Annotated in this window: 22 protein-coding genes and 1 tRNA gene; 17 read left to right on the top strand and 6 right to left on the bottom strand. The window is 65.2% G+C overall.

The window, feature by feature from the left end; genetic code table 11:
- Positions 1–17: 17 nt before the first annotated feature.
- Positions 18–1,046 (top strand): class I SAM-dependent methyltransferase family protein, encoded by a 1,029-nt coding sequence (locus VM681_09865; GenBank protein ID HVL88289.1) that lies wholly within the window; start codon positions 18–20, stop codon positions 1,044–1,046.
- Positions 1,047–1,107: 61 nt separating this feature from the next.
- Entirely contained in the window at positions 1,108–1,401 is a 294-nt protein-coding gene (locus tag VM681_09860) for an HU family DNA-binding protein (protein ID HVL88288.1), read from the top strand.
- Between the two features lie 318 nt (positions 1,402–1,719).
- Here VM681_09860 and VM681_09855 read toward each other — a convergent pair.
- A tRNA-Trp gene (locus VM681_09855) sits at positions 1,720–1,992 on the bottom strand.
- 547 nt (positions 1,993–2,539) lie between these two features.
- Between VM681_09855 and VM681_09850 the strand changes: the two genes are divergently transcribed.
- Complete coding sequence (locus VM681_09850) at positions 2,540–3,838, top strand: Nre family DNA repair protein (GenBank protein ID HVL88287.1); 1,299 nt, start codon at positions 2,540–2,542, stop codon at positions 3,836–3,838.
- Here VM681_09850 and VM681_09845 read toward each other — a convergent pair.
- On the bottom strand, positions 3,826–4,314 hold the full coding sequence (locus VM681_09845) for a hypothetical protein (protein ID HVL88286.1): 489 nt from the start codon (positions 4,312–4,314) through the stop codon (positions 3,826–3,828). The two genes, VM681_09850 and VM681_09845, sit on opposite strands and share 13 nt — an antisense overlap.
- A gap of 49 nt (positions 4,315–4,363) precedes the next feature.
- Complete coding sequence (locus VM681_09840; GenBank protein HVL88285.1) at positions 4,364–5,065, bottom strand: hypothetical protein; 702 nt, start codon at positions 5,063–5,065, stop codon at positions 4,364–4,366.
- A gap of 52 nt (positions 5,066–5,117) precedes the next feature.
- On the opposite strand from VM681_09840, the gene VM681_09835 reads away from it, so the two are divergent.
- The 6 genes from VM681_09835 to VM681_09810 all read left to right on the top strand — a co-directional run bounded on the left by VM681_09835 (position 5,118) and on the right by VM681_09810 (position 10,017).
- Positions 5,118–5,900 (top strand): putative RNA uridine N3 methyltransferase, encoded by a 783-nt coding sequence (locus tag VM681_09835; GenBank protein ID HVL88284.1) that lies wholly within the window; start codon positions 5,118–5,120, stop codon positions 5,898–5,900.
- 26 nt (positions 5,901–5,926) lie between these two features.
- Positions 5,927–6,115, top strand: coding sequence for a methytransferase partner Trm112 (locus VM681_09830; protein HVL88283.1), 189 nt, complete (start codon positions 5,927–5,929; stop codon positions 6,113–6,115).
- A 1-nt stretch (position 6,116) separates the two neighbouring features.
- Positions 6,117–6,614 (top strand): hypothetical protein, encoded by a 498-nt coding sequence (locus tag VM681_09825; protein HVL88282.1) that lies wholly within the window; start codon positions 6,117–6,119, stop codon positions 6,612–6,614.
- A 13-nt stretch (positions 6,615–6,627) separates the two neighbouring features.
- Entirely contained in the window at positions 6,628–7,116 is a 489-nt protein-coding gene (locus tag VM681_09820; protein HVL88281.1) for an isoprenylcysteine carboxylmethyltransferase family protein, read from the top strand.
- Between the two features lie 26 nt (positions 7,117–7,142).
- On the top strand, positions 7,143–8,405 hold the full coding sequence (locus VM681_09815; GenBank protein HVL88280.1) for an adenosylhomocysteinase: 1,263 nt from the start codon (positions 7,143–7,145) through the stop codon (positions 8,403–8,405).
- 283 nt (positions 8,406–8,688) lie between these two features.
- Complete coding sequence (locus VM681_09810) at positions 8,689–10,017, top strand: UDP-glucose/GDP-mannose dehydrogenase family protein (protein HVL88279.1); 1,329 nt, start codon at positions 8,689–8,691, stop codon at positions 10,015–10,017.
- Here the strand turns inward: VM681_09810 and VM681_09805 are convergent.
- Positions 10,014–10,790, bottom strand: coding sequence for a hypothetical protein (locus tag VM681_09805; protein ID HVL88278.1), 777 nt, complete (start codon positions 10,788–10,790; stop codon positions 10,014–10,016). The genes VM681_09810 and VM681_09805 overlap by 4 nt on opposite strands.
- A 75-nt stretch (positions 10,791–10,865) precedes the next feature.
- Positions 10,866–12,038 (bottom strand): hypothetical protein, encoded by a 1,173-nt coding sequence (locus tag VM681_09800; protein ID HVL88277.1) that lies wholly within the window; start codon positions 12,036–12,038, stop codon positions 10,866–10,868.
- A 232-nt stretch (positions 12,039–12,270) separates the two neighbouring features.
- On the opposite strand from VM681_09800, the gene VM681_09795 reads away from it, so the two are divergent.
- From VM681_09795 to VM681_09760, 8 genes are all read left to right on the top strand, one after another.
- Positions 12,271–12,498 (top strand): Gar1/Naf1 family protein, encoded by a 228-nt coding sequence (locus VM681_09795; protein HVL88276.1) that lies wholly within the window; start codon positions 12,271–12,273, stop codon positions 12,496–12,498.
- Between the two features lie 13 nt (positions 12,499–12,511).
- The gene (locus VM681_09790; protein ID HVL88275.1) at positions 12,512–13,450 is read left to right on the top strand and encodes a transcription initiation factor IIB; all 939 of its coding nucleotides are present in this window, start codon (positions 12,512–12,514) and stop codon (positions 13,448–13,450) included.
- A 362-nt stretch (positions 13,451–13,812) separates the two neighbouring features.
- Positions 13,813–14,691: a hypothetical protein gene (locus VM681_09785; protein ID HVL88274.1), complete on the top strand. Its 879-nt coding sequence runs from the start codon at positions 13,813–13,815 to the stop codon at positions 14,689–14,691.
- Between the two features lie 465 nt (positions 14,692–15,156).
- Entirely contained in the window at positions 15,157–17,190 is a 2,034-nt protein-coding gene (locus tag VM681_09780; protein HVL88273.1) for a hypothetical protein, read from the top strand.
- Between the two features lie 133 nt (positions 17,191–17,323).
- Positions 17,324–17,512 carry a hypothetical protein gene (locus tag VM681_09775; protein ID HVL88272.1) on the top strand — a complete coding sequence of 63 codons (189 nt, stop codon included), beginning with the start codon at positions 17,324–17,326 and terminating at the stop codon, positions 17,510–17,512.
- A 169-nt stretch (positions 17,513–17,681) separates the two neighbouring features.
- Positions 17,682–18,746 carry a matrixin family metalloprotease gene (locus VM681_09770; GenBank protein HVL88271.1) on the top strand — a complete coding sequence of 355 codons (1,065 nt, stop codon included), beginning with the start codon at positions 17,682–17,684 and terminating at the stop codon, positions 18,744–18,746.
- 388 nt (positions 18,747–19,134) lie between these two features.
- Positions 19,135–19,476: a DUF1801 domain-containing protein gene (locus VM681_09765; GenBank protein HVL88270.1), complete on the top strand. Its 342-nt coding sequence runs from the start codon at positions 19,135–19,137 to the stop codon at positions 19,474–19,476.
- Between the two features lie 354 nt (positions 19,477–19,830).
- Positions 19,831–20,163: a DUF6220 domain-containing protein gene (locus tag VM681_09760; GenBank protein HVL88269.1), complete on the top strand. Its 333-nt coding sequence runs from the start codon at positions 19,831–19,833 to the stop codon at positions 20,161–20,163.
- Between the two features lie 56 nt (positions 20,164–20,219).
- Here the strand turns inward: VM681_09760 and VM681_09755 are convergent.
- Positions 20,220–20,548 (bottom strand): YdeI/OmpD-associated family protein (locus tag VM681_09755; GenBank protein HVL88268.1); only part of this gene is annotated, 329 nt, incomplete at its 5' end.

Here is a 20,548-nt window from a genome sequence, read left to right as displayed (position 1 = left end):
GCGGCCATGCCCTCCGCGTGATCGCACCCTGCGTGCGCGTCGTGGCCGAGAAGGCCGAGGAGACGCGCGCGCGCCTCTCCCTGCTGGGCGTCCTCCGCCAGGACCTCCGCCCGCGACGAGAATCCGGCTACGTCCTCCTGCCCGTGCGCGAGGACACGCGCGACCTGTTCCTTGGTTACGCGCTCCACGTCGGCGACTTCGAGGAGCAGACCCGTCGCCCCGGCTACAAGGAGCTCGCGCGCGTGCCCGAGGAGCTGCGGCCCCTGCTTCCCACGAGCTTCGACGTCGTGGGCGACGTGCTCGTGGTCAAGATCCCCGACGAGCTCCTCCCGCACGCGGCGGCCGTCGGCGAGGCGCTGTTGGCCGCCCACCCGAGCGCGCGCGTCGTGGCGCACGACGCGGGCGTCAAGGACGAATTCCGCGTCCGCGACGTGCGCGTACTCGCGGGCGAGCCGCGGCTGCGGACCGTCCATCGCGAGAACGGCATCGAGCTCGAGGTGGACCTTGCCACGTGCTACTTCTCGCCCCGTCTTGCCGGCGAGCGCGCCCGCGTGGCCGCGCTCGTGCGGGAGGGGGAGGCCGTCCTCGACCTTTTCGCGGGCGTGGGGCCTTTTGCCATCCTCCTGGCCAAACGCGCGCGCCCCCGCCGCGTGACGGCCGTGGACGCCAACCCCGACGCCGTGGCTCTCCTGGCCGCCAACGCCCGCAGGAACAAGGTCGACGACCGCGTCGTTCCCGTGCTGGGGGACGCCGCCGAGGTGGCGGCCAACCTGGCGGAGCCTGCCGACCGCGTCCTCATGAACCTGCCGCACTCGGCCAGCCGGTTCCTCCCGGCGGCCCTTTCCGCCTGCGCCCCGGAGGCCGTCCTGCACTACCACGCGGTCCTGGAGCCACCTGAGGTCGACGCGCACGTCGAGGCCCTCGCGGCCGTCGCGGCAGCCCGCGGGTGGGATCTTGCGGTGGGGGGCCGGCGCGTCGTCCACTCCTACAGCCCCCGGACCCGGCATTTTTCGCTGGATTTTGCGGTTCGCCGGCGCAAAGCATAGGAATTTAAAATGGGGCCGCGATTCCCGGGGACGGGTGAAATCCCTGGCAAAAGCGTACTCCATGAGCGATCTTGCGGAAAACGTCGCCAAGAAGACGAACCTCCCCAAGAAGCAGGCACGGACCGTGATCGCGACGACCTTCGAAAGCATCGCAGGCGGCCTCAAGAAGACCGGCCGCGTCAGCATCTCGGGCGTCGGCAGCTTCGTCAAGACCGTGAAGCCGGCCCAGAAGGGCGGCAAGAAGGCCATCAACCCCTTCACGGGCGAACAGTACGTCACGAAGCCCAAGCCCGCCGCGGTCAAGGCGAAGTTCCGCCCCTCGGGCAACTTCAAGAAGCTCATCGGCGGCAAGTAACGCGAACGCACGGACGGGGCGCGGCACGCGCCCCGATCCGCGATTCTTCGAACGACGACCCGTTTTACTGCGCACTTGCGCAGTAAAATGCGTGCGCGCCGCGCCCTGCGCGCGGGCAGTCGCTCGTCACCTTGCCACTCAACTGGCCTTCGCTGCGCTCGGCCAGTCCGCTCGCGTTGGTGCCCGCGCGGCGCTGCGCGCCACGCGACCAACGCTCGGGCGCTGGAGGACTTCGCCGCGCGGCCTCGCTGTGCTCGGCCGCGCGTGCTTCGTCCTCCGCGCCACTCATCCGCCCTCGCTAACGCTCGGGCGTCTGAGTGGGGCCACTGGGATTTTCACCCACCGGATTCCGGAAACCCGGGAGCTTTGAACCCAGACAAGCAGGTCTCTTCTACGCGCCTTTCGCGCTCCAGTCAGCGATCATTGCCCCCTTCGCGGCCGCGCATCGCGCGGACGGGAAGGTCCGGCGGAAGCGCAAGCTTCCGCGCGGAGGAGCGACCCGGCCGGATCGCTTCGGGCTCTCCAGACCTTCTTCTCGGCAATTGCAGCGTAACTGGAGCCTGCCGTCATGCCTGGTTAGACCATGGCCCCGACGAGGAGCCGGCGAAGCCGGCGACGAGTCGGCGCGCGGGACGAGCGATACCGCGGCGCGCGCTTTGCGCGCGCCGCGGGAGCGAAGTCCCGCAGCGCCCGAGCGTTGGTCGGCAAGCGTCGCGCAGCGACGCGAGCCGGGCGCCAACGCGAGCCGAGTTCGACAGCGACGAACGGGTCTTCTCTTGCGCGTGGGCTCAAGATACGCACCCGATCACACCCACCGCGCGCCTCATCGAGTGCGTCGCGCAGCGGGCCGAGAGCGCCAAGGCTGGCGGCCTAATAGAACCTTTCGACGGCGTCCCCGCGGGCGGCCTAGGCCTTGCCCACGCGCTGGCGGGCGGCGCGCAGCCTGCGGCGCATGCGCTTCTTGCGCCATTTCCAGCGTTGGTGGCCGCGCTTCTTCCAAACACGCGAGGAGCGCTTCATGGGATCACGAATCGGGCACGGGGCCCGCGCAAACGGCGGCGTAAACCGCTTCCCCGGTATAAAGGTGACGACGGGGAGGACGGAGAGGCGACCGGCGGAGGCCTCGCGCGCTGGTTTGATGCCCGCGTTGCCCCTTGGGCGCTGCGTGCTTCCGCCGCAGGACGGGCCGTCCCCTACGCAGGCGGCGCGGGACCTTGGCATTCCGCCCGAGCTTTGCGTCCGTTGCAAGGCGGCGCGCCTGCTGTGCGGCCTGCCGCGCTGCCCGATCCTCGACCGCGTGCGGGAGATGATCCCGGCGCCCGCCCCTTTGCGCGGCCGCGAGCTCTACGGCCCGAGCCCGCCGTCGTTGTTCGTGGGCCGGCACGGCTACCCGACCGTGCGCGCGGGGCCCATGGTGGCGCCCGGCGCCGACGCGCCCGCGCGCCTCGACGCGCCGCGCGAATGGGTGGGAGGTGACGTCGGAACCATCCTTGGCCTTCGCTCGGGGCTTCTGCGGTCCCGCCGCCTCGTGCCGGTCGCGCGGCCCGACCATCCGGTCGTCGCGGCGGCGCAGTTGCTTGCGCAGGCCGAGCGGCCGGCGGCCGTCGAGGTCACGCTTGCGAAGGACCCGCCCGCTTCGCTTCGTTCCTCCATCGAGGGCTTCGCGGCCCCGCTTGGCCCGGCCGTCGAGGCGCTCACGGCGAAGGTCGTCGACAACCCGGCCATCCCGCGCAAGGTGGACGCGCTCGTGTCGGACACGGACGCGCGCGCGGAGGACGCGGCGACCGAGCTCTACCGCTCGGGCATCGACGCGTACCACATCCAGAGGCTTCTTTCGAGCGGCCAGCTTGGGGCCGGTCATCGTCGTCGCCTCGTGCCCACGCGCTGGAGCATCACCGCCACGGACGACATCCTGGGCAAGCGGCTCATCGAGCAGGCGAAGGGCTTCCAGGAGATCGGGGAGGCGACCGTCCATTCGTTCGAGCACCTGGGCAACTCGTTCCACGTCCTCCTCCTGCCGCGCGAGTGGAGCTTCGAGATGCTGGAAAGCTGGCAGCGTGGCGCCATGTGGGCCCCCGAGGACGCCGCTGCCGCCGACTGGGAGCCCTACGAGGGAAGGACTTCGTATGCGGACAACGTGACGGGCGCGTACTACGCCGCGCGCTTGTCGGTGCTCGAGCGCCTGGAGCGGCTGCGGCGGCAGGCGGCCGTCGTGGTGTACCGCGAGATTTCGCCGGCGTATTGGGCCGAGCTTGGCGTGTGGGTCATCCGCGAGGGCGTTCGGCGCGCGATGGAGGAGCCGCCGCAGCGCTTCCCAGGCGTGGAGGCGGCGGTCGCGTGGATCCGCTCGCGCGTGCGGCGCCAGGCGTGGGACGCCGAGAGCGTTCTCCTCGACCGTTTCTTCCGGCAGCGCCGGATCACGGACTACTTCGGCTGAGCGCCCCGTTCGCGCAGGCTTTCGGGCGCTTCCTCGGCCGCGCGCTCGCTTCGCGTGCGCACGCCAAAGTACTGTCGGTGCCGGCTGCGCGTGAGGAAGTAGCCCACCGACGCCGCGAAAAGGAACGCCACGGGCGAGAAGCTGAAGAAAAGCGGGAACGTGGGCGGGAAGATCAGCGGGAAGATCTGGGTGTTGCCCGCAAGGAGCGCGATCGAGAGCCAGAAGGCCCAGCGACGCGCGCGCCAGATGCCCACGGCGTTCACGACGTTGAGCGTGCCCACCACGAAGTGGGCCTGCGCCACGAGCGCGACGTTGCTGCGGATCTCCGGCGCCGCGTTCGAAGCGCCCGAGATCGCGCTCAGGTAGAGCCCGAAGAGGAGCGCGGCGAGGCCGACGAGAAGGTACAGTCCCGCCACGAGCTTGATCCCAAGCGAGCGGGAGGGCGTGTCGGCGGTCGTCGCCGGGGAATCGGCCACGCCGGGCCGTACGCGGGCGTCCACAATGAACTTTCCTGCCGCCGGCTCGCTACGGCCCGGGAGGCGGTGGCGCCTGCGGCGCGTACGCGTACGGGTGGGGCCACGTTGGCATGCGTCGCGACTCGTACCACGCCTTCACATTGGGGCGCGTGAGGCAGTAGAGCGCGGCGAGGTACACGACAAGGAACGCCGCGGACCATCCGGTGGCGATCGTCGCAAGCGACAGCACGACGCCAAGACCGGCCACGAGCATGCCGTACACGGGCGCCCAGTCCTTGTCCGTGAGCAAGCCCCACGCGGCGATGAGCCAGATGACGGCGGGGATCGCAAAGACAAACGACATGGCGATGAAGAGGGCCGCGAAGATCTCGCCGAAGAAGGGCACGAAGCTCAGCGCCATCGCGCCGCCGAGCAGCAGGAGAGGCAGCAAGAGCCAGCCAAGCCCGGTGATGAGGAAGATCGCACCGGCGATGGATCCCTCGCTTGGCCGCGTGACGAGGACGCCGCCCGTCGGCGCGTAGCCGTAGGGCGCAGGCGGCGGATACGACGGCGGCGGAGAGTACGACTGCGGCGAGGGGTAAGGCGAGGGGGGCGGAGGAGGCGCAGCGTAGCCGCCGTAGGACGGCGCCGCCGACGGCGGCCGGCCCTGCCCCTGGGGCGTGGCGGGCGGAGGAAGGCTTGCGCCGCAAGCCGCGCACGCGTCGTTCACGTCCGGGTTGCCGGCGCCGCAGGTGCCGCAGGTCCGCACCATGCCCGGCCCATGACGGGGCAGATACTTGAAGCATGCCTTCCATCCCCCGTCCGTGCCTTTGTCGCTCCTCCTTCCCAGCTCGTTCACGCAGGACGTGGGCGACCCGCGCGCGCGCACGATCAAGGTCGGGACCGTCGGTCGCGCGGCCAGCATCTTTGGCGTGTCCGAGATCGTGCTCTACCAGGATCCGGCCTACAACGACGCCCGCTTCATCGAGAAGCTCCTCACGTACCAGGAGTGCCCGCCGTACCTTCGCAAGCGCTTGTTCGGCCTCTCGCCGGAGCTCGAGTTCGCGGGGCTCCTTCCGCCGCTCAACACGCCCGCTCACGTGGTCGGCCGCCAGCCGCGCGCGGGCGAGCTTCGCGAGGGCGTGGCGCTGCGCGGCGGCGTCGAGATCGGCACGGATCGCCTGGCGCAATGCGACGGGCCCGTCGAGGAAGGCGAGCGGTTGACCGTGCGCGTCAAGGAGGCCTCGCGAAAGCTCGTCGTCGAGCCCGTCGAGGACCCGCCCGCCGACTACTATGCGGGATACGTGGTGCGGCGCGAGGACACGCTTGCCCGTGCGGCGAAGGGATTCGACTTCGCGCTTGCCACGTCGAAGAGCGGAAGCCCCGTCACCGAGCTTGCGAAGGTCCCCCCGCCCACGCAGGCGCGCGTGGCCGTGGCCTTCGGAAGCGCCGAGAAAGGCTTGAAGCGCATGCTGGAGGACGAGGGAAGCGATGATCCCTTCGACCTCTGGGTGAACGCCTTTTCCGTCCAGCGCACGCGCACGGTGCGGACCGAAGAGGCCGTGCTCGCCGTGCTTGCGCTCCTGCACGTACCGCCGCAATCCTGAAGTACCGCCGCCCGGCTCCGCAATCCATGAAGCGCGACCTGCTCGAGATCCTCTGCTGCCCGGTCCACAAGACGGACCTCACGCTCACCGTCTCCCGCGAGGACGGCGGCGAGATCCTCTCGGGCAAGCTCCGCTGCGAGACCTGCCGCTTCGACTACCCGATCGAGGACGGAATCCCGAACCTCCTTCCCCCGGAGATGCACAAGAAGGCGTAGGATGGACGACGAGATCGCAAACGACCCCGCCAACCGTTGCTTCGGATGCGGGCCGGCCAACCCGTCGGGCCTCCGGCTCCGTTTCGCGCGCGACGGCGGCGTCGTCCGCTCGACGCTTCTTGTCGGGGACGATCTCCAAGGCATGCCCGGCCGGCTCCACACGGGCGTTCTGCAAATCGCGCTCATGGAGGTGGCCAACTGGACCGTGTACGGCCTCCTGGGCCGGGTGGGGTTTCCGCTGCGCACCGGTCCGTTGGAGTTCACGCGCCGCATCGCCGTCGGCGAGACGCTTTCGCTCGAAGGCCGGCTTCTTGGCGGCGGGACCGAGCCGCGCGTGGAGACCGTTGCCATCGACGCCGAGGGCCGCGAAGTCGCGCGCCTCACGCGCGACTTCGACCTGCCCGACCCCGACGCATTTGCAAATCGCCTGGGCTACCCGGCCTTGCCAAGCGTCTACGCGGGGGATTTTTCGTCGTCGCCTGCGCACCGCGGGGGGTAGGACCGCGTCGACCATGCGGCGGATCGCGTCCACCGCCGGCGGCATCGTCGTCGTGACCATCGGGATCCCCGCCGTTCTCGCGCTTGCGTCGTTGGCCGTCGATCGCCGGATCGGGTGGCAGCTGCCCTCGGCGCTCTGGCCCGTCGGCGCCGCGTTCGTCGTCGCGGCGCTTGCAATCGTCGCGTGGGGGCACCTGCACCTGTGGCGCGCGGGCGGAAGCTCCACGCCCATCGCTCCCGCCGAGCGCCTGGCGACGAGCGGCCCCTTCGCCTACTCTCGCAACCCCATGTACGTCGCCTGGATCGCCCTCCTCGCCGGCTTGGCGCTAGGGCTTGCAAGCCCCGCCCTGCTCCTGGCCACCGTCACCATGGCGGCGATTGTCGCGGCGTACGTGCGCCGCGTCGAGGAGCCGGAGCTTGCGCGCCGCTTCGGGCGATCCTACGAAGCGTACCGCGCCCGCGTGCCGCGGTTCCTGCCGCTTGGCACGCGGGCGTATAAGTAGGGGAAGCCCATTCGGAGCCGATTCCCATGGCCGCTCCGGGCTACCGCGTGAAGGACGAATCGCTTGCCGCCGAGGGCAAGAAGCGCATCGACTGGGCGCAGGCGCACATGCCCGTGCTCGTCGCGCTGCGCGAGCGCTTCGCCAAGGAGAAGCCCCTTGCCGGCGTGACGTTGGGCGCCTGCCTCCACGTCACCAAGGAGACGGCCGTCCTCATGCGCACGCTTGCCGCCGGAGGCGCCAAGGTCGCCCTGTGCGGAAGCAACCCACTGTCCACGCAGGACGACGTGGCCGCCGCGCTTGCGGCCGAAGGCATCCACGTGTACGCCTTCCGCGGCACCAACGAGAAGGAGTACTACGAGAACGTCGACGCCGTGCTCGAGCACAAGCTCACGTACACGATGGACGACGGCGGCGATCTCGTCACGCGCCTCCACACGGAAAAGAAGGGCCTCCTTTCGACCGTGAAAGCCGGCACGGAGGAGACGACGACGGGCGTCGTCCGCTTCCGCGCCATGGCGGCCGAAGGCGTCCTCAAGTACCCGATCGTCGCGGTCAACGACGCCATGACCAAGCACTTCTTCGACAACCGCTACGGCACGGGCCAAAGCACGATCGACGGAATCCTTCGCGCGACGTCCGTTCTCCTGGCAGGCAAGATCTTCGTGGTCGCCGGCTACGGCTGGTGCGGACGGGGCCTTGCCCAGCGCGCCCGCGGCATGGGCGCGCGCGTGGTCGTCACGGAGATCGATCCCGTGAAGGCGCTCGAAGCCACCATGGACGGCTTCGAGGTCATGCCGCTTGCCGACGCCGCGCGCGTGGGCGACATCTTCGTGACCGTGACGGGCAACAAGAACGTCCTGCACGAAGGCATCCTGCGCAACCTCAAGAACGGAGCCATCCTGGCCAATTCCGGACACTTCGACGCCGAGATCGAGCTTCCCGCCCTGCGCGCGTTGAGCAAGAACGTCGCGCGCGTCAAGGAAAACGTGGACGCCTACCAGTACAAGGACGGGCGCACGGTCTACCTCATCGGCGAGGGCCGCCTCGTGAACCTCGCGGCCGCCGAGGGTCACCCGCCCGAGGTCATGGACATGAGCTTTGCGAACCAAGCGCTCGCAAGCGAGTGGCTGGCGAAGGACAAGCCCAAGCTCGAACCCAAGGTCTACAGCGTGCCGGCCGAGATCGACGCCCGCGTCGCGCGGCTCAAGCTCGACGCCATGGGAATCAAGATCGACGCGCTCACCGACGAGCAGCGGCGCTACCTCAGCGGATGGCGCGAGGGGACGTAGAGAACGTTCAGCCTTTCGCGGAAAAACGTTAAGTACTCCAGGGGGGACCGTTGGCTTGTGCCCCATGCCTTCGGGCATGGCGAACCGACCTCTCCCCGCCGTCCCAACTTGGGGCACCCTCTCCCTCAACCCCCAGCAACGGCAGGGGGCCGCTTCCGGCAACGGCGGCCCCCTCCCCCGGCTTTCCTGCGCAATTGCGCAGTAATCGCGCGGCGAACCGGTTGCGCGACCGGCGCGCGCCTTCTTCGGAACCGTTTTCTAGGGGCCCTCCCCCTTGACGCGCGTGCGCATCGCCATCGTGGGCGCAGGCTACGTTGGAACCTGCACGGGCGTCGCCTTTGCCGAGCAGGGGCACGACGTCGTGCTCGTCGACGCCGACCCCTCCCGCGTGGCCGCGCTCGCCGCCGCGCGCCCCCCGTTCCACGAGCCCGGCCTTCCCGAAGCTCTCGCTTCCCTTGCCCGGTCCAAGCGGCTCACGGCGACGACCCAGCTTCCGGCCGCCGTGCGCGGCGCCGATGCCGTCTTCCTCTGCGTGGGAACCCCTTCGCGCAAGGACGGATCGCTCGACGACCGCTTCGTGCGGCAGGCCGCGCGGCAGGTCGGCGAGGCGGTGGCGCGCGCGCGGCCCCCCGGGCCCTTGGTCGTCGTGAAAAGCACCGTGCTTCCCGGCACCACGGACGGCGTCGTGCGCAAGGAGCTTGAGCGCGCAAGCGGTCTGCGAGCCGGCTCGCGATTCGCGCTTGCGGCAAACCCCGAGTTCCTGCGCGAGGGCGCCGCGCTTGCCGATGCGCGGGCTCCCGACCGCGTCGTCGTGGGCGGCGTCGACGACACGTCGACCCGGCGCGCGCTTGCGCTCTACGAGACGCTCGATTGTCCGAAGGTGGCCGTCGACGCGCGCACGGCGGAGATGATCAAGTACGCGTCCAACGCCATGCTCGCGGCGCGCGTGGCGCTCGTGAACGAGATCGCCAACCTGTGCGCGGCAAGCGGGATCGACGTCGAGGACGTCGCGCGAGGGGTGGGGCTCGACTCTCGCATCGGCCCGCACTTCCTGCGCGCGGGCGCGGGCTTTGGCGGATCGTGCTTTCCAAAGGACGTGCGCGCGCTTGCCGCCGCGGCGCGCAAGGCGCGACGCCCGGCCCCCGTCCTCCAGGCGGTGCTCGCGCAGAACAAGGCGCAGCCGCTCGAGGTCGTGCGCCTGGCCAAGCAAGCGCTTGGCGCCCTTCGCGGCAAGCGGATCGCGCTCTTGGGCCTTGCCTTCAAGCCGGACACGGACGACGTTCGCGAGACGCGCGCGCTTCCCATCTGGCGGGCGCTCGTGCGCGCTGGCGCCAAGGTCGCATGCTACGATCCGGTGGCCGGCGAGAACTTCCGCCGGTTGGCCGGGCGGAGGGTCGTCCTTGCGGCGAGCCTCACCGAGGCGATCGACGGTGCCGACGCGGCCGTGATCCAGGCCGAGTGGCCCCAGTTCCGCTTGCTTGCTGCGCCCGAGTGGGCGCGGCGCATGCGCCGTCCGCTCGTGATCGACGGGCGTCGAAGCGTCGACGCGCGGAGGCTGCGGGCCGCGGGCGTGGAGTACCTGGCCGTCGGTCTTGGACGTCGGGTCGGCTAGCCGGTCGCGCGGCGGCGACGCAGGATCGCAAGCCCGCCAAGCGCCGCCAGGAGAAGCGGCGTGGCCGGACCCGGCGTGTTGGCCGGAGGCGTCTCCTCCTGGCCCGTGGACGTGAGCGGCTCGTCGAGGCTGTCCCCCTCGACGACTTCGTCGAGAAGCTCGCCTTCCTCGGCCACGGCGTTGCCGCTTTCGAAGACGTACGCGAGGCCCGCGGGCGTCACGTCGAAGGAGGAATAGTAACCGAAGGGGACCGTTCCGGTCGGCTCGAAGACGACGGTGCCAGCAAACCCGGCGAGATCGGCCAGGCTCGCGCCCTGGTCCAGGGCTTGCACGTAGGCGCGCGGAATCTTCTCGATGACGTACTCGCTGGATGCGTAGCGGGCGGAGATGGCCTCTTCGTGGCAGGCCGTTGGTTCCGTGCCTTGGCCGCTGGTCTGGCAGACGTAGCCCTCTTGCGAGCCGAAGAAGTTGCCCCAGCCCGCGAGGTACCATTGGTCGCCCGAGCGGAACTCCACGCCGACGACCGAGTTCATCGGAGCGCCGACGGGACCGCCCGTGACGGCGATCTTAAGGTCGAAGCCCGTAGGCGTCTCGCGCTCGATCCAAGCGGCCACGATGTCGGCCCAGCCGGAGCCGGCGGGCGTGGGCACGCCGTTGGGGCCCGCGTCGTTGGGCGCGTCGCTCACCTCGGGATTCTCCCGCGAGCCCGCGAGGGCGTGCGGGGCGGCCGCGAGCAGGAGGGCGAGGACGAGAAGGGCGAAGGTTCGCAGCATCGGAATCCGGCCCTTGACCCGTCGTCGGCTCGCTTAAGCCTTGTTGTGGCCCGTTGGAGCGCGACGGTGCATTGCTTAAAGGTTTTCCCGCTCGCCGAGGATCGTGATGGTGTAGCTTCCCTCGAAGCTTGCCACCTGGGCGAAGCGCGACACCTGCGCCGTGGGCGAGTCGCTGTCGAGGTACACGAGAAGCCGCCACTGGGACTCGTTGGCGTAGGGCGAGTCGGCCATCTTGGAGGTCATCTCGATGTGGTAGATGACCTTTCCAGGCTCCACGCGCGAAGGATCCGGGAAGAAGAGACCGCGGGTGTTGGCGTGCGAGTAGGCAAACGCCGGGCGGGGATTCATGGAGGCCGTCTTCGGGTCCGTGTTCTCGTAGTCGAGCGTGACGGTGAGAAGCCTCGTGTGCGGGGGAACGATCGTGCCGTTGGGGAGCGCGAAGAAACCGAATCCCTCGGTCTGCCCCGGCACGCCAAAGAACCCGACCTGCGTCCGGCGCGCCTTGACCTCCTGCTGCAGGAAGACCTTCTGCGTCTCGTCGCCCCAGTAATCCGGGTGCGGCGGCGCAAGGAAGAGGACATCGGGCCGGTGCGCCTCGATCTTCACCTGGACGGTCCCGTTGAACACGCCGGGACCCCGCTCCGAGTGAGGCATGAGCGCAAAGAGCCACTTGCTCACGGCCGTGTGGGGCATGTCGTTTGCGGCAAGCGTCGTCGGGAGGCGCAAGGTCTTGCCCGATTCGAGGCCGCCGTCGACAAACGTGCCGTTGCGGCTCAGCGCGTCGCGGTAGAACAGGCGAAGGCCCGTGATCGTAGGCGACGCCGCCCAGGTGACGGTCACGTCCACGAATTCCGTCTCGGGCGGGACGAGCGTCCCTTCCGGAAGCTCGATGATGGTCGGGTTCGCTCCGAAGGGCGAGAAGACGGTCCGGAAGATCGAGACGAAGAATTCGTCGGACGTGGGGCTCTCCAAGGGGGCCATCGAGGCCGCCCGAACCTCGCCGTCGAAGAGGACCTTCGTGAGCGAGCCGCGCCAAAGGTCGTGATAATGGTACTTCTCCTCGAGCGCCTTTGCGAACTCCGAGACGTTCGAGTCCTCCGCGATCGACTCCGGGTCGACTTCGCCGTCGAGAAGCTCCTGGCCCGAAGGCTCGACGGCAACCGGCGCGGGCTCGGGCTCGGTGCCAAGGCAACCGGCAAGCAGCAGCGAAAGGCAGGCCAGCAACGAGAGCAAACGCGTGCGGGGCACGGGCCGGCATCCTACGTAACACCTGAATAAACGTTATGGGGATGTTCTGTTCGAAGCAGCGGGGCCCCACCGCAACAGCAAAGGCTGTCGCCCCGTGCAAAGCAAAAAATTAACGGCGCGCCTGAGAAGCCAAGGAATATGAACGTCCGGCGGCCAGCATATAAATAAGGCGACGTAACGTTTATATATGAAACCTGGCTTACATTGGCCTGCTTCGGCGGTGGGTGGAAACGTGGGCGCGGTCGGAACGGTGGTGAACGTGACGCGGCAAGGCTTCCTGCTGGTCCGCGCGCGGTCGTCCGACGCTCCGCCGCGCATCGGCGCGACCCTCACGGACGCCCGCCGGAACCCCGTCGGACGCATCATCGACGTCATCGGCCCGGTCCGGGGACCGTACGCCGTCGTGGCGCCCCAAGGCTCGCCCACGGCGCTCCTTGGCAAGGAGCTCCACTCCAAGTAACCAGGTGAATCCCATGCCCGCGAAGGAAGAAGGCGAACAGGTCGAGGAGATCAGCCAGTGCCCCGAGTGCGGAGGCAAGCACCTCACGCGCGACTACGAGCGCGGAGAGCTCGTCTGCGAGAACTGCGGGCTCGTCCTCGACGAGGCCTTCATCGACCAGGGCCCCGAGTGGCGCGCCTTCGACCACGAGCAGCGCGAGAAGCGCGCGCGTGTCGGCGCTCCCATGACCTACACGATCCACGACAAGGGTCTCTCCACGGAGATCGGCTGGCGCAACAAGGACTCGTACGGCAAGAACATCCCCACGAAGTCCCGCGCCCAGCTCTACCGTCTGCGCAAGTGGCAGCGCCGCATCCGCGTCAGCAACGCCACCGAGCGCAACCTCGCCTTTGCGCTGTCCGAGCTCGACCGCATGGCATCGCGCATGGGTCTTCCGCGCAACGTGCGCGAGACGGCGGCCATGGTCTACCGGCGCGCCGTCCAGAAGAACCTCATCCGCGGCCGCTCGATCGAAGGCGTCGCCGCCGCTAGCTTGTACGCGGCGTGCCGCCAGTGCAACGTGCCCCGCACGCTCGACGAGATCGCCGACGCAAGCCGTGTCAGCCGCAAGGAGATCGGACGCACGTACCGGTTCATTGCGCGCGAGCTGAAGTTGAAGTTGATGCCGACGAGCCCGATCGACTACATCCCGCGGTTCTGCTCGGAGCTGAAGTTGTCTGGGGAAATCCAGGCCAAGGCCGTCGAGATCCTGAAGCAGGCGGCGGACAAGGAGCTGACTTCGGGTCGGGGTCCGACCGGTGTTGCGGCCGCTGCTCTGTACATCTCGTCGATCCTCTGTGGGGAACGGCGGACGCAGCGAGAGGTTGCCGACGTCGCGGGCGTGACGGAAGTCACGATCCGGAACCGGTACAAGGAGCTGGCGGAGAAGCTCGACATTGACATCATCTTGTAGGGCTTGCCGCAGGCCGCGTCGATTCGTTCGCTAGAACTTTACGCTGATGCGCGTCAGGCGCCTTGGAATTGTCAGCGTTAGCACGAAGTGTTAGCGTCAGAGTCACCGTCCTCATTATTCCGGACGATTTTGGGCAGCTGGTCCGCTGCACCCATCGGGGGCAGATGGTCGCGCGCGGTCAAAATGTCAAGAAGTTTCGGAACCCCAACCGTGCTTCACTAATACCTGAGAAGTAATGAGTTCTTCCAGAGACTCTACAAAGTTACATTGAAGACCTGTTTAAGTCTTGCCGACCCAGGATTATGGCTGGGGGAGTTGAGGGCAGCCGGCCGTGGGACGGACCTGCATGGCAGGCCTACGTGATGAGTTTGCTCCATGTGCATTACGGCCCGGGGCGTGTTCAGGAAGTATCAGACGAACGGGGCGACCTCGGCATTGAATGCTTCTGCGCCGATGATGGTGTGGTCTGGCAGTGCTACGCTCCCGCGACTCACATTAGAGGCGATGCATTATACGAAGCACACAGAAAGAAGATTTCTTCAGACGTTCTGAAGTTCATCCGCAAGAAGAACGAACTGGTCGAAGTTCTTGGGCCGGTCAGGGTCAAGAAGTGGATCCTAGTTGTGCCCCGGATTTCTCACCGCGATATTGTGGCTCATTGTCACAAGAAAGCAGCGGAAGTTGTTGACAAGGCGTTGCCTTACGTCGCCCCTGGCTTCCAAGTGGTAATCCAGGATGTCAGCCCTTATGCGATAGCAAGAGAAAGCTTGGCACGAGTTTCTCTGAATGCACTAATGGTGGATGCCCCGGCACCAACTTTGGCCGAAGTTGAGACGTGGATCGATTCCAATGCATCGATCGTTTCCACTTTGGACTCAAAGATCTCCAAGATTGCAACTCTGGGAAATGATCATGAACGTAAGGAGTATCGTGAGCAAGTCGTGGCGGACTACTTGCTCGGCCAGAATCTGTTTGAGGATTTGCGGCGCGATTACAAACTAACTTACGAGCGCGTCATGAGAATACACGCACAATTTGCGCGTCGCCTAAAGAAATCGTCCCTGGTTTCTGCGGACACTCCTGCGGAACAGTTGGATAGGCTCCCCGGGGAATACAAGGAATCTGTCCGGGCGGACGTAGGCGAACTGGCAAATGCCACGTTAGAAACCATAGCATCCGGCGCAATCGCCGCTTTTCTTGTTGACTGTTCTTTGAACTTCAAGCAGGTAACACATGCTTAGCAGCACCCGCAAGCAGCGACTGAACCTCGCTGTGCCTGTATCCTTTACGGATCGCCCTGTCCCGATTGCAGCCGAATTACGACCTTCCTGGCGACTTGCGATAATCGTGCTGCTTCTTGACGAGTGCAGCAGTGGGGCCGCAAGCTCTCTACGTCGACTCGAATACTTGGAAGAAGCGCTTGGGAACAAACAGTTACTCGAAGCGATCTTGTCGAAAAACATTGCACAGATTCCTCGAGTCGGTGTTGATCCGACCACCACTAGAACTATCAAGCTTGCGCTAGCCTACGGATTGGTCGAACCGACAACAAAGCCCCGATTCAGATTGACTGATCGTGGACGTGAGTTCGCCCGCTTGTTGAAAAGTTTGTCGGACTTCGCTGGCGAAGAACGAGCGCGTATGGCTCGCTTGGGGAAAACGTTCACAGAAAACCTCGTTGAAACGATTGATCGGAGGCAAGTGCTTTGAGCAAGCTGCGGATCGGCGGCGTACGGCTTCAAGCATCGACGCCGTCTGGGGTTTATGGACGAGATATCGCGTTCCAGCCTGGTCTTAATATCATCCATGCAGACAATTCACTTGGAAAGTCAACAATCGTGAATGCGATCCTTTTTGGGCTTGGTTTGGAGGGCGCATGCACGCCCGAGCACACGCCCCCGTTGCCAGGTTCAATGACACGAGAGTTGATTACGGGGTCCGGTCCAGTGCCAGTTACGAGTTCGGTAGTCGTACTGGAAATTGGCAACGCCGGTGGCCAGTTCCTGACTATTGAGCGCCGCATTGAAAATGCAAAGGGCTCCACGCTCGTTTCCACCTGGTTGGGCAGGGGCATAACGTCCCAGCGCACAGGGCCGCAGCGCGATTTTCTAGTACGCGTTCCAGGGGCGGCTCAACACGAAAGCGGCTTTCACAAATTCCTTGCCGACTTTCTTGGACTTCAACTGCCTCTTGTGGAACGGTTCGACAAACCGCCAACGATTCTCTATTTGGAATTGTTAGTTCCCTTCTTCTTTGTGGAGCAAAAACTGGGTTGGTCCGGAATTGTGAAAATTAACAGTTCTATGGGCATTCGTAGAGCTTTCCAACACAGTTTTGAGTTTCTTGCCGGGTTGGATACGAGCTCAATTCGGATTCAGAGACACCAATTCTCTGAGCAACTTGCTCATGCGGTCGCAGAGTGGCGCGCCAATCGTGAATCGGCTGAATCGCTGGGACGATCGGTGAACGCTGTCATTTCGGGTTTGCCGAATATGCCTTCTATCGATGAGCTCGAGACGACAGTCCCATCTTTGGTGTTTCCGCGCGCGACAGCATCGATTCCGATCGAGAAAGAAATAGAACGTTTGCACGCCAAGGTTCGCGAAATACGACTCACTGATACGGAATCGGTTGGTGCCGTAGTCGAACCCCGTCGAATTGAACTCGCAGCCAAAACGGACACGTTGAGTAAAGTCGAGCTTGAATCGCAGGAGACCAGTATAGCGCTCGCCCGTGACGAATCCGAGCTGGAAGCTGCATCTCGAAGGTTGGTGACAATAGAAGCAGATTTGAGTCGTTACAAGGGACTCTTACGCTTGCAGGAGCGAGGTTCGGCAGCGCCAATTCCAATCGAAATCAAGAGTTGTCCAACGTGTTCACAGGAAATGCATGATAACTTGCTGCCGCAAGACTCGAGTTTCGTGTCTCTCTCGATAGAACAGAATGCGAAGGTGCTCGCGGATCAACGGGCGTCCCTGCAAATGATACGCGAAACCTTGCGAGAACGGGCACGGCTACGGACGCAACAGCTTCGGTCAATCCAGGATAGAGCAGACCGCTTGAGGGCTGAAATTCGATCATTAAAGGAATTGCTGGTTTCAGATCCGCGGGCGCCTGCAATCGACAAATTACGTGAGCGGGTCAGAGCGGAAGAAGAAATTCGCAAACTCAAGAGTGTCAAAGATTCGTTCGATACAATTGCCGTCACCCTGCATGAAATTGCGGAACGATATGGGGACATTCAAAGGAAAGTTTCCGCGCTTCCTGAGGGCGAATTTTCACATGACGACCAGGCAAAGTTGAAGAGCCTGCAGACTTCCATGCGGGAACAATTGCGCGAATATGGTTTTGGAAGTTTTGAACCCGAAGCCATCGAAGTTTCATGGGATACCTATCGTGCGGTCACGGAAGGTAGCGACATCACTTGGAGAGTTTCTGCAAGCGACATGGTGCGTACGAACTGGGCGTATCTGGTAGGTTTGCTTGAGTTGTCTAGGACACACAAGACAAACCTCCCGGGTGTTCTTGTATTAGACGAGCCTAGCCAGCAAAATGCACGCCCGGGTAGCGTCATCGCCCTTGTCCGTCGGCTTTCCTCGGTAAAAGAGCACGACCAGCAGGTGATTTTAGCCACTAGTGAGTCGCCATCTACATGGGCGGGTCTTGAGCCCGGAATAGATTATTCACTCTTTGAGCTCAAAGAACGGTTGCTCCAGCCAATCACGTCGCTCAAGCCATAAGAATTGCTCGCGCCATCACTCTGACACGCCGTGCACGTGGCTGCCGGCATGCGGGCGGGACCGTGGGCGGGCGGCTTGAAGCTTTGACGCCGGGCATGGGAAGGCTATTCGGCGGTCCGACCCAGTGGTCCGCATGCCTCTCACGTCCGCCTTCCTTGCCAGCAGCCTCGACGGATTGATCGCGCGCCGCGACGGCGGCCTCGAGTGGCTCCCCGGCTCGGGAGCCGACGGCGCCGAGGCGGCGGCCGCATCGGACGACGACGAGGTTATAGTGAGTTCATCTCTCGCATCAACGCAATCGTCATGGGCCGCGCCAAGTTAGAGAAGGTCCCCACCTTGGGCGCGTGGCCATACGATCGGCCCCTTGTGGTCCTCATGCACCGGCCGCCTGCGATTCCTGGCGGTCTTCGTATCCACCAGCCTTATAGCTCATTGGCGTGTTTTATTTCGGGGGGCTTCAAATGAGGTCACGGGCGTTCGCATTCGCCCTTGTGTCAGCCATCGCTTTGGCGGGTTGCATTGATGGCATCGAAAATCGCAGTACATCGCAGGGCGAGTCACTTACACCCACCGAGCTTAATCAACCTACGACGCCCGCCGAAACTGTAGTAGAAACCTTGCAGGGTGGTTCCCCGGCTGAGCCGCGAGGCCGAACTTTGGATGTCGGTTCGGTGGAATTCCGGTGGTCCGCCGTCACATCGTCTACCGGAAATGCCGTTCAGAGCCGGATTCTCATCAACGGTGCTGCGCAATCTTCCTGCGGCTATCAGGCTGGAAATCGCTGCACCGTGGAGATTGCGCGGCCTGGGACTTATCAGTGGCAAGTCCAGTCCCGCAGCACAAGCGGCCTGGAAGCATTGTCCTCAACGGTCGCATTTACAGCCGTCAAGGAAAGGCGCGTTCTGCTTGCAAGCCCGCCCTCTGAATCAAGCGGACTCCATCCCGACATCGTTCGGTCGGCCGCCGAGCGTGGTGTGGTCGCATGGGACGGCTACGATGGCTGGCAAATTCGAATGGTTACCCGCGCAGACTACAATGCGTATGGGGAGTTTGTCAAGGAGTGGGGCGGACATCGCGTAGGCGTCGCATTCGGCCAACAGATCTTCCAGATCGGTCTCGGAGATAGTGCGTGCAATGGAAAATGGACACCATACAATGAAAACACAATTTACTTCATTGCTGCGCATGAGATGGGACATATTTTGGGAGTGGCCCACTCAAGTGATCCGACAAGTGTCATGTACTCGACGATGCAGCCTTCCTATGCGGCACCGTGCGAGTTCAAATCGGGGAGCGCTGACGTTCAGGCCTATGGTTACACGCATTGGAATCGCCATGTTCCGACAGCGACGAACTACCACTTCGCTTTCGATCCCGGTGCGGACACATCAATGAAGTTTTGCATTCTTTCCCAGGCCGGAAATGACTGCACGGAATGGGTCTACGGTTATCGGCAGACGGTACACCTTGGCGCTGGGGACTACCAGTTCCAAGCCCACTGCGGAAACTGGTACTACACTTGCACCATTCAATATCGAATCGCGTATGACACCTAAGTTGGCTCAGCCTATCGGTTGGTTATGCGCCCACGACGCGACGGACTGGCTGCGGGTTTGTTTCAGATCAATCCATCCCTTGCGCGCGCTTCGCGCGCGACGACGCCGGGCGCGCGGGCATAAGACTTCCGGTTCGCCGGAAGCCGCGCCACGCTGGAGAATGACGGCCCGCCCCGCGTCGGAGCGGGCCTTCGGCCGCTTAGGTGGTTGCCGGCGCCGCCACCTTCTTCCCCCGCCCGCTCCTTCGTCTCTCGTGCCCGCGAAGCCACGGAATCCCGCCCGCAAGCCGGCGAAGAAGCTCGGGGCCCGCCACCGCGCCCCAAAGCCGCGGCCCGCCAAGCCCACTTCCAAAGCTGACCCCGCCGGCGTCCGCGCCTGGCTTTCCTCCGTGAAGCCCGAGCACCGCGCCCTCGTGAAGCGCATCGACCGCGTCCTTCGCTCCGAGATTCCCGACGTCGTCGCCACGATCAAGTTCCGCAAGCCCAGCCAGCCGGAGGGCGTGCCGTTCTACGGTCGTCCGGGGTATGGCTGGATCGCGGCGATGTGGTCGTTCAAGGCGCGCGTGACGGTGGGCTTCTTCGGCGGCGTCGAGCTCGATCCTCCGCCGCCTCGCTCGCAGGGCGCGCGGACGCGCCTTGTCGACTATTCTGAAGCGGCACAAGTCGACGAGAAGCAGCTTCGCGCGTGGGTGAGGCAGGCGGCGAGGGTTCAAGGCTGGGCGAAGGTCTGATTCGGGGAGTCCGCGGCTTCGCCTGCCGAGGCTACCGTCCGCACGCTTCGCGCGCGACGACCGTGGGCGCGCAAAGATAAGCCTTGCTGCTTGGAGTTCCGAAGGCCGCGGCACGCTGGACAGGGACGGTCCACTCCTCTGTCGGAGCGCGCATCCGGTCGCTTTTGTGTTGCCGCCATTGTCAGTGGGATTTCAACCGCCGACCGATATCGATATGCGCGATGGTCGAGTTTGTGCCGCGGGATTGCCTTGTCCTTCAAGCTGATCGAGGGAGCCCCTCGAACGAGTTCGCAAGATCCCGCGACCGCCCCTGCGGCCGTCCCCGATCGGCTTTGGGCGCGCCGGGCTTTCACCGTGTTCTCCTGGCTTTTCCTCGTCTCGATCCCCGTCCAAGTGTTCTTCGCCGGCGCGGCCGTCATGGTGAACCCCTCGTGGTGGACGTTCCACCTGGACTTCGTGCATGTGCTTGAGTGGTTTCCGCTGCTCATGTTGGCCTTCGCGTTCGCCGCGCGCCTGCCCGCTTCCCTGAAGTGGATGAGCGTGGCGGCAGGGATTCTTGTCGCCGCGCAATATGCGCTGATCGCCACGCGGCCTTCCTTTGCCGCTGCGTTCCACGTGGTGAACGCGCTCGTGATCTTCGGGCTTGCCCTGGAGATCGCACGACGCGCGCCGTCGTGGCGCGCGTGAACGGCAAGCCCTCTACGCGTCCGCCTTCCTTGCCACCGGCGCGGTGGGAATCGAGATCATTTCTTCGCCGATCCCTTCCCCCTCGCCATCATTGGTATTGGGCCGCCCTTCGCTTCGCACGCGATGAGCGTCGCGAGCCGTCGGCGGCGGGTGTCGTCCTTCTTCGCGCTCATGACCCAACGGATCGTGGCCTTGCGGTAGTAGGGCGCGCGGGACAGGAAGTGGTCCCACGCTTTCTTGTTGGCGCGGAAGAGGCGTTCGCTTCCGGCGTCGAGCATCCCCTCGTCCGCCTGCTCGTACGCATAGACGCCGGTCTTCGCTTCGTTCCGCCGAGCAAACGCGGCGCGGCCGGCGGGCGTCATGCGGCCTTCCTTTTGGAGGGCTT

Source organism: Candidatus Thermoplasmatota archaeon (assembly GCA_035541015.1).
GTDB lineage: Archaea > Thermoplasmatota > SW-10-69-26 > JACQPN01 > JAIVGT01 > DATLFM01.
Note: the sequence above shows the minus strand (reverse complement) of the source record. Positions and strands in the feature narration are given on the sequence as shown.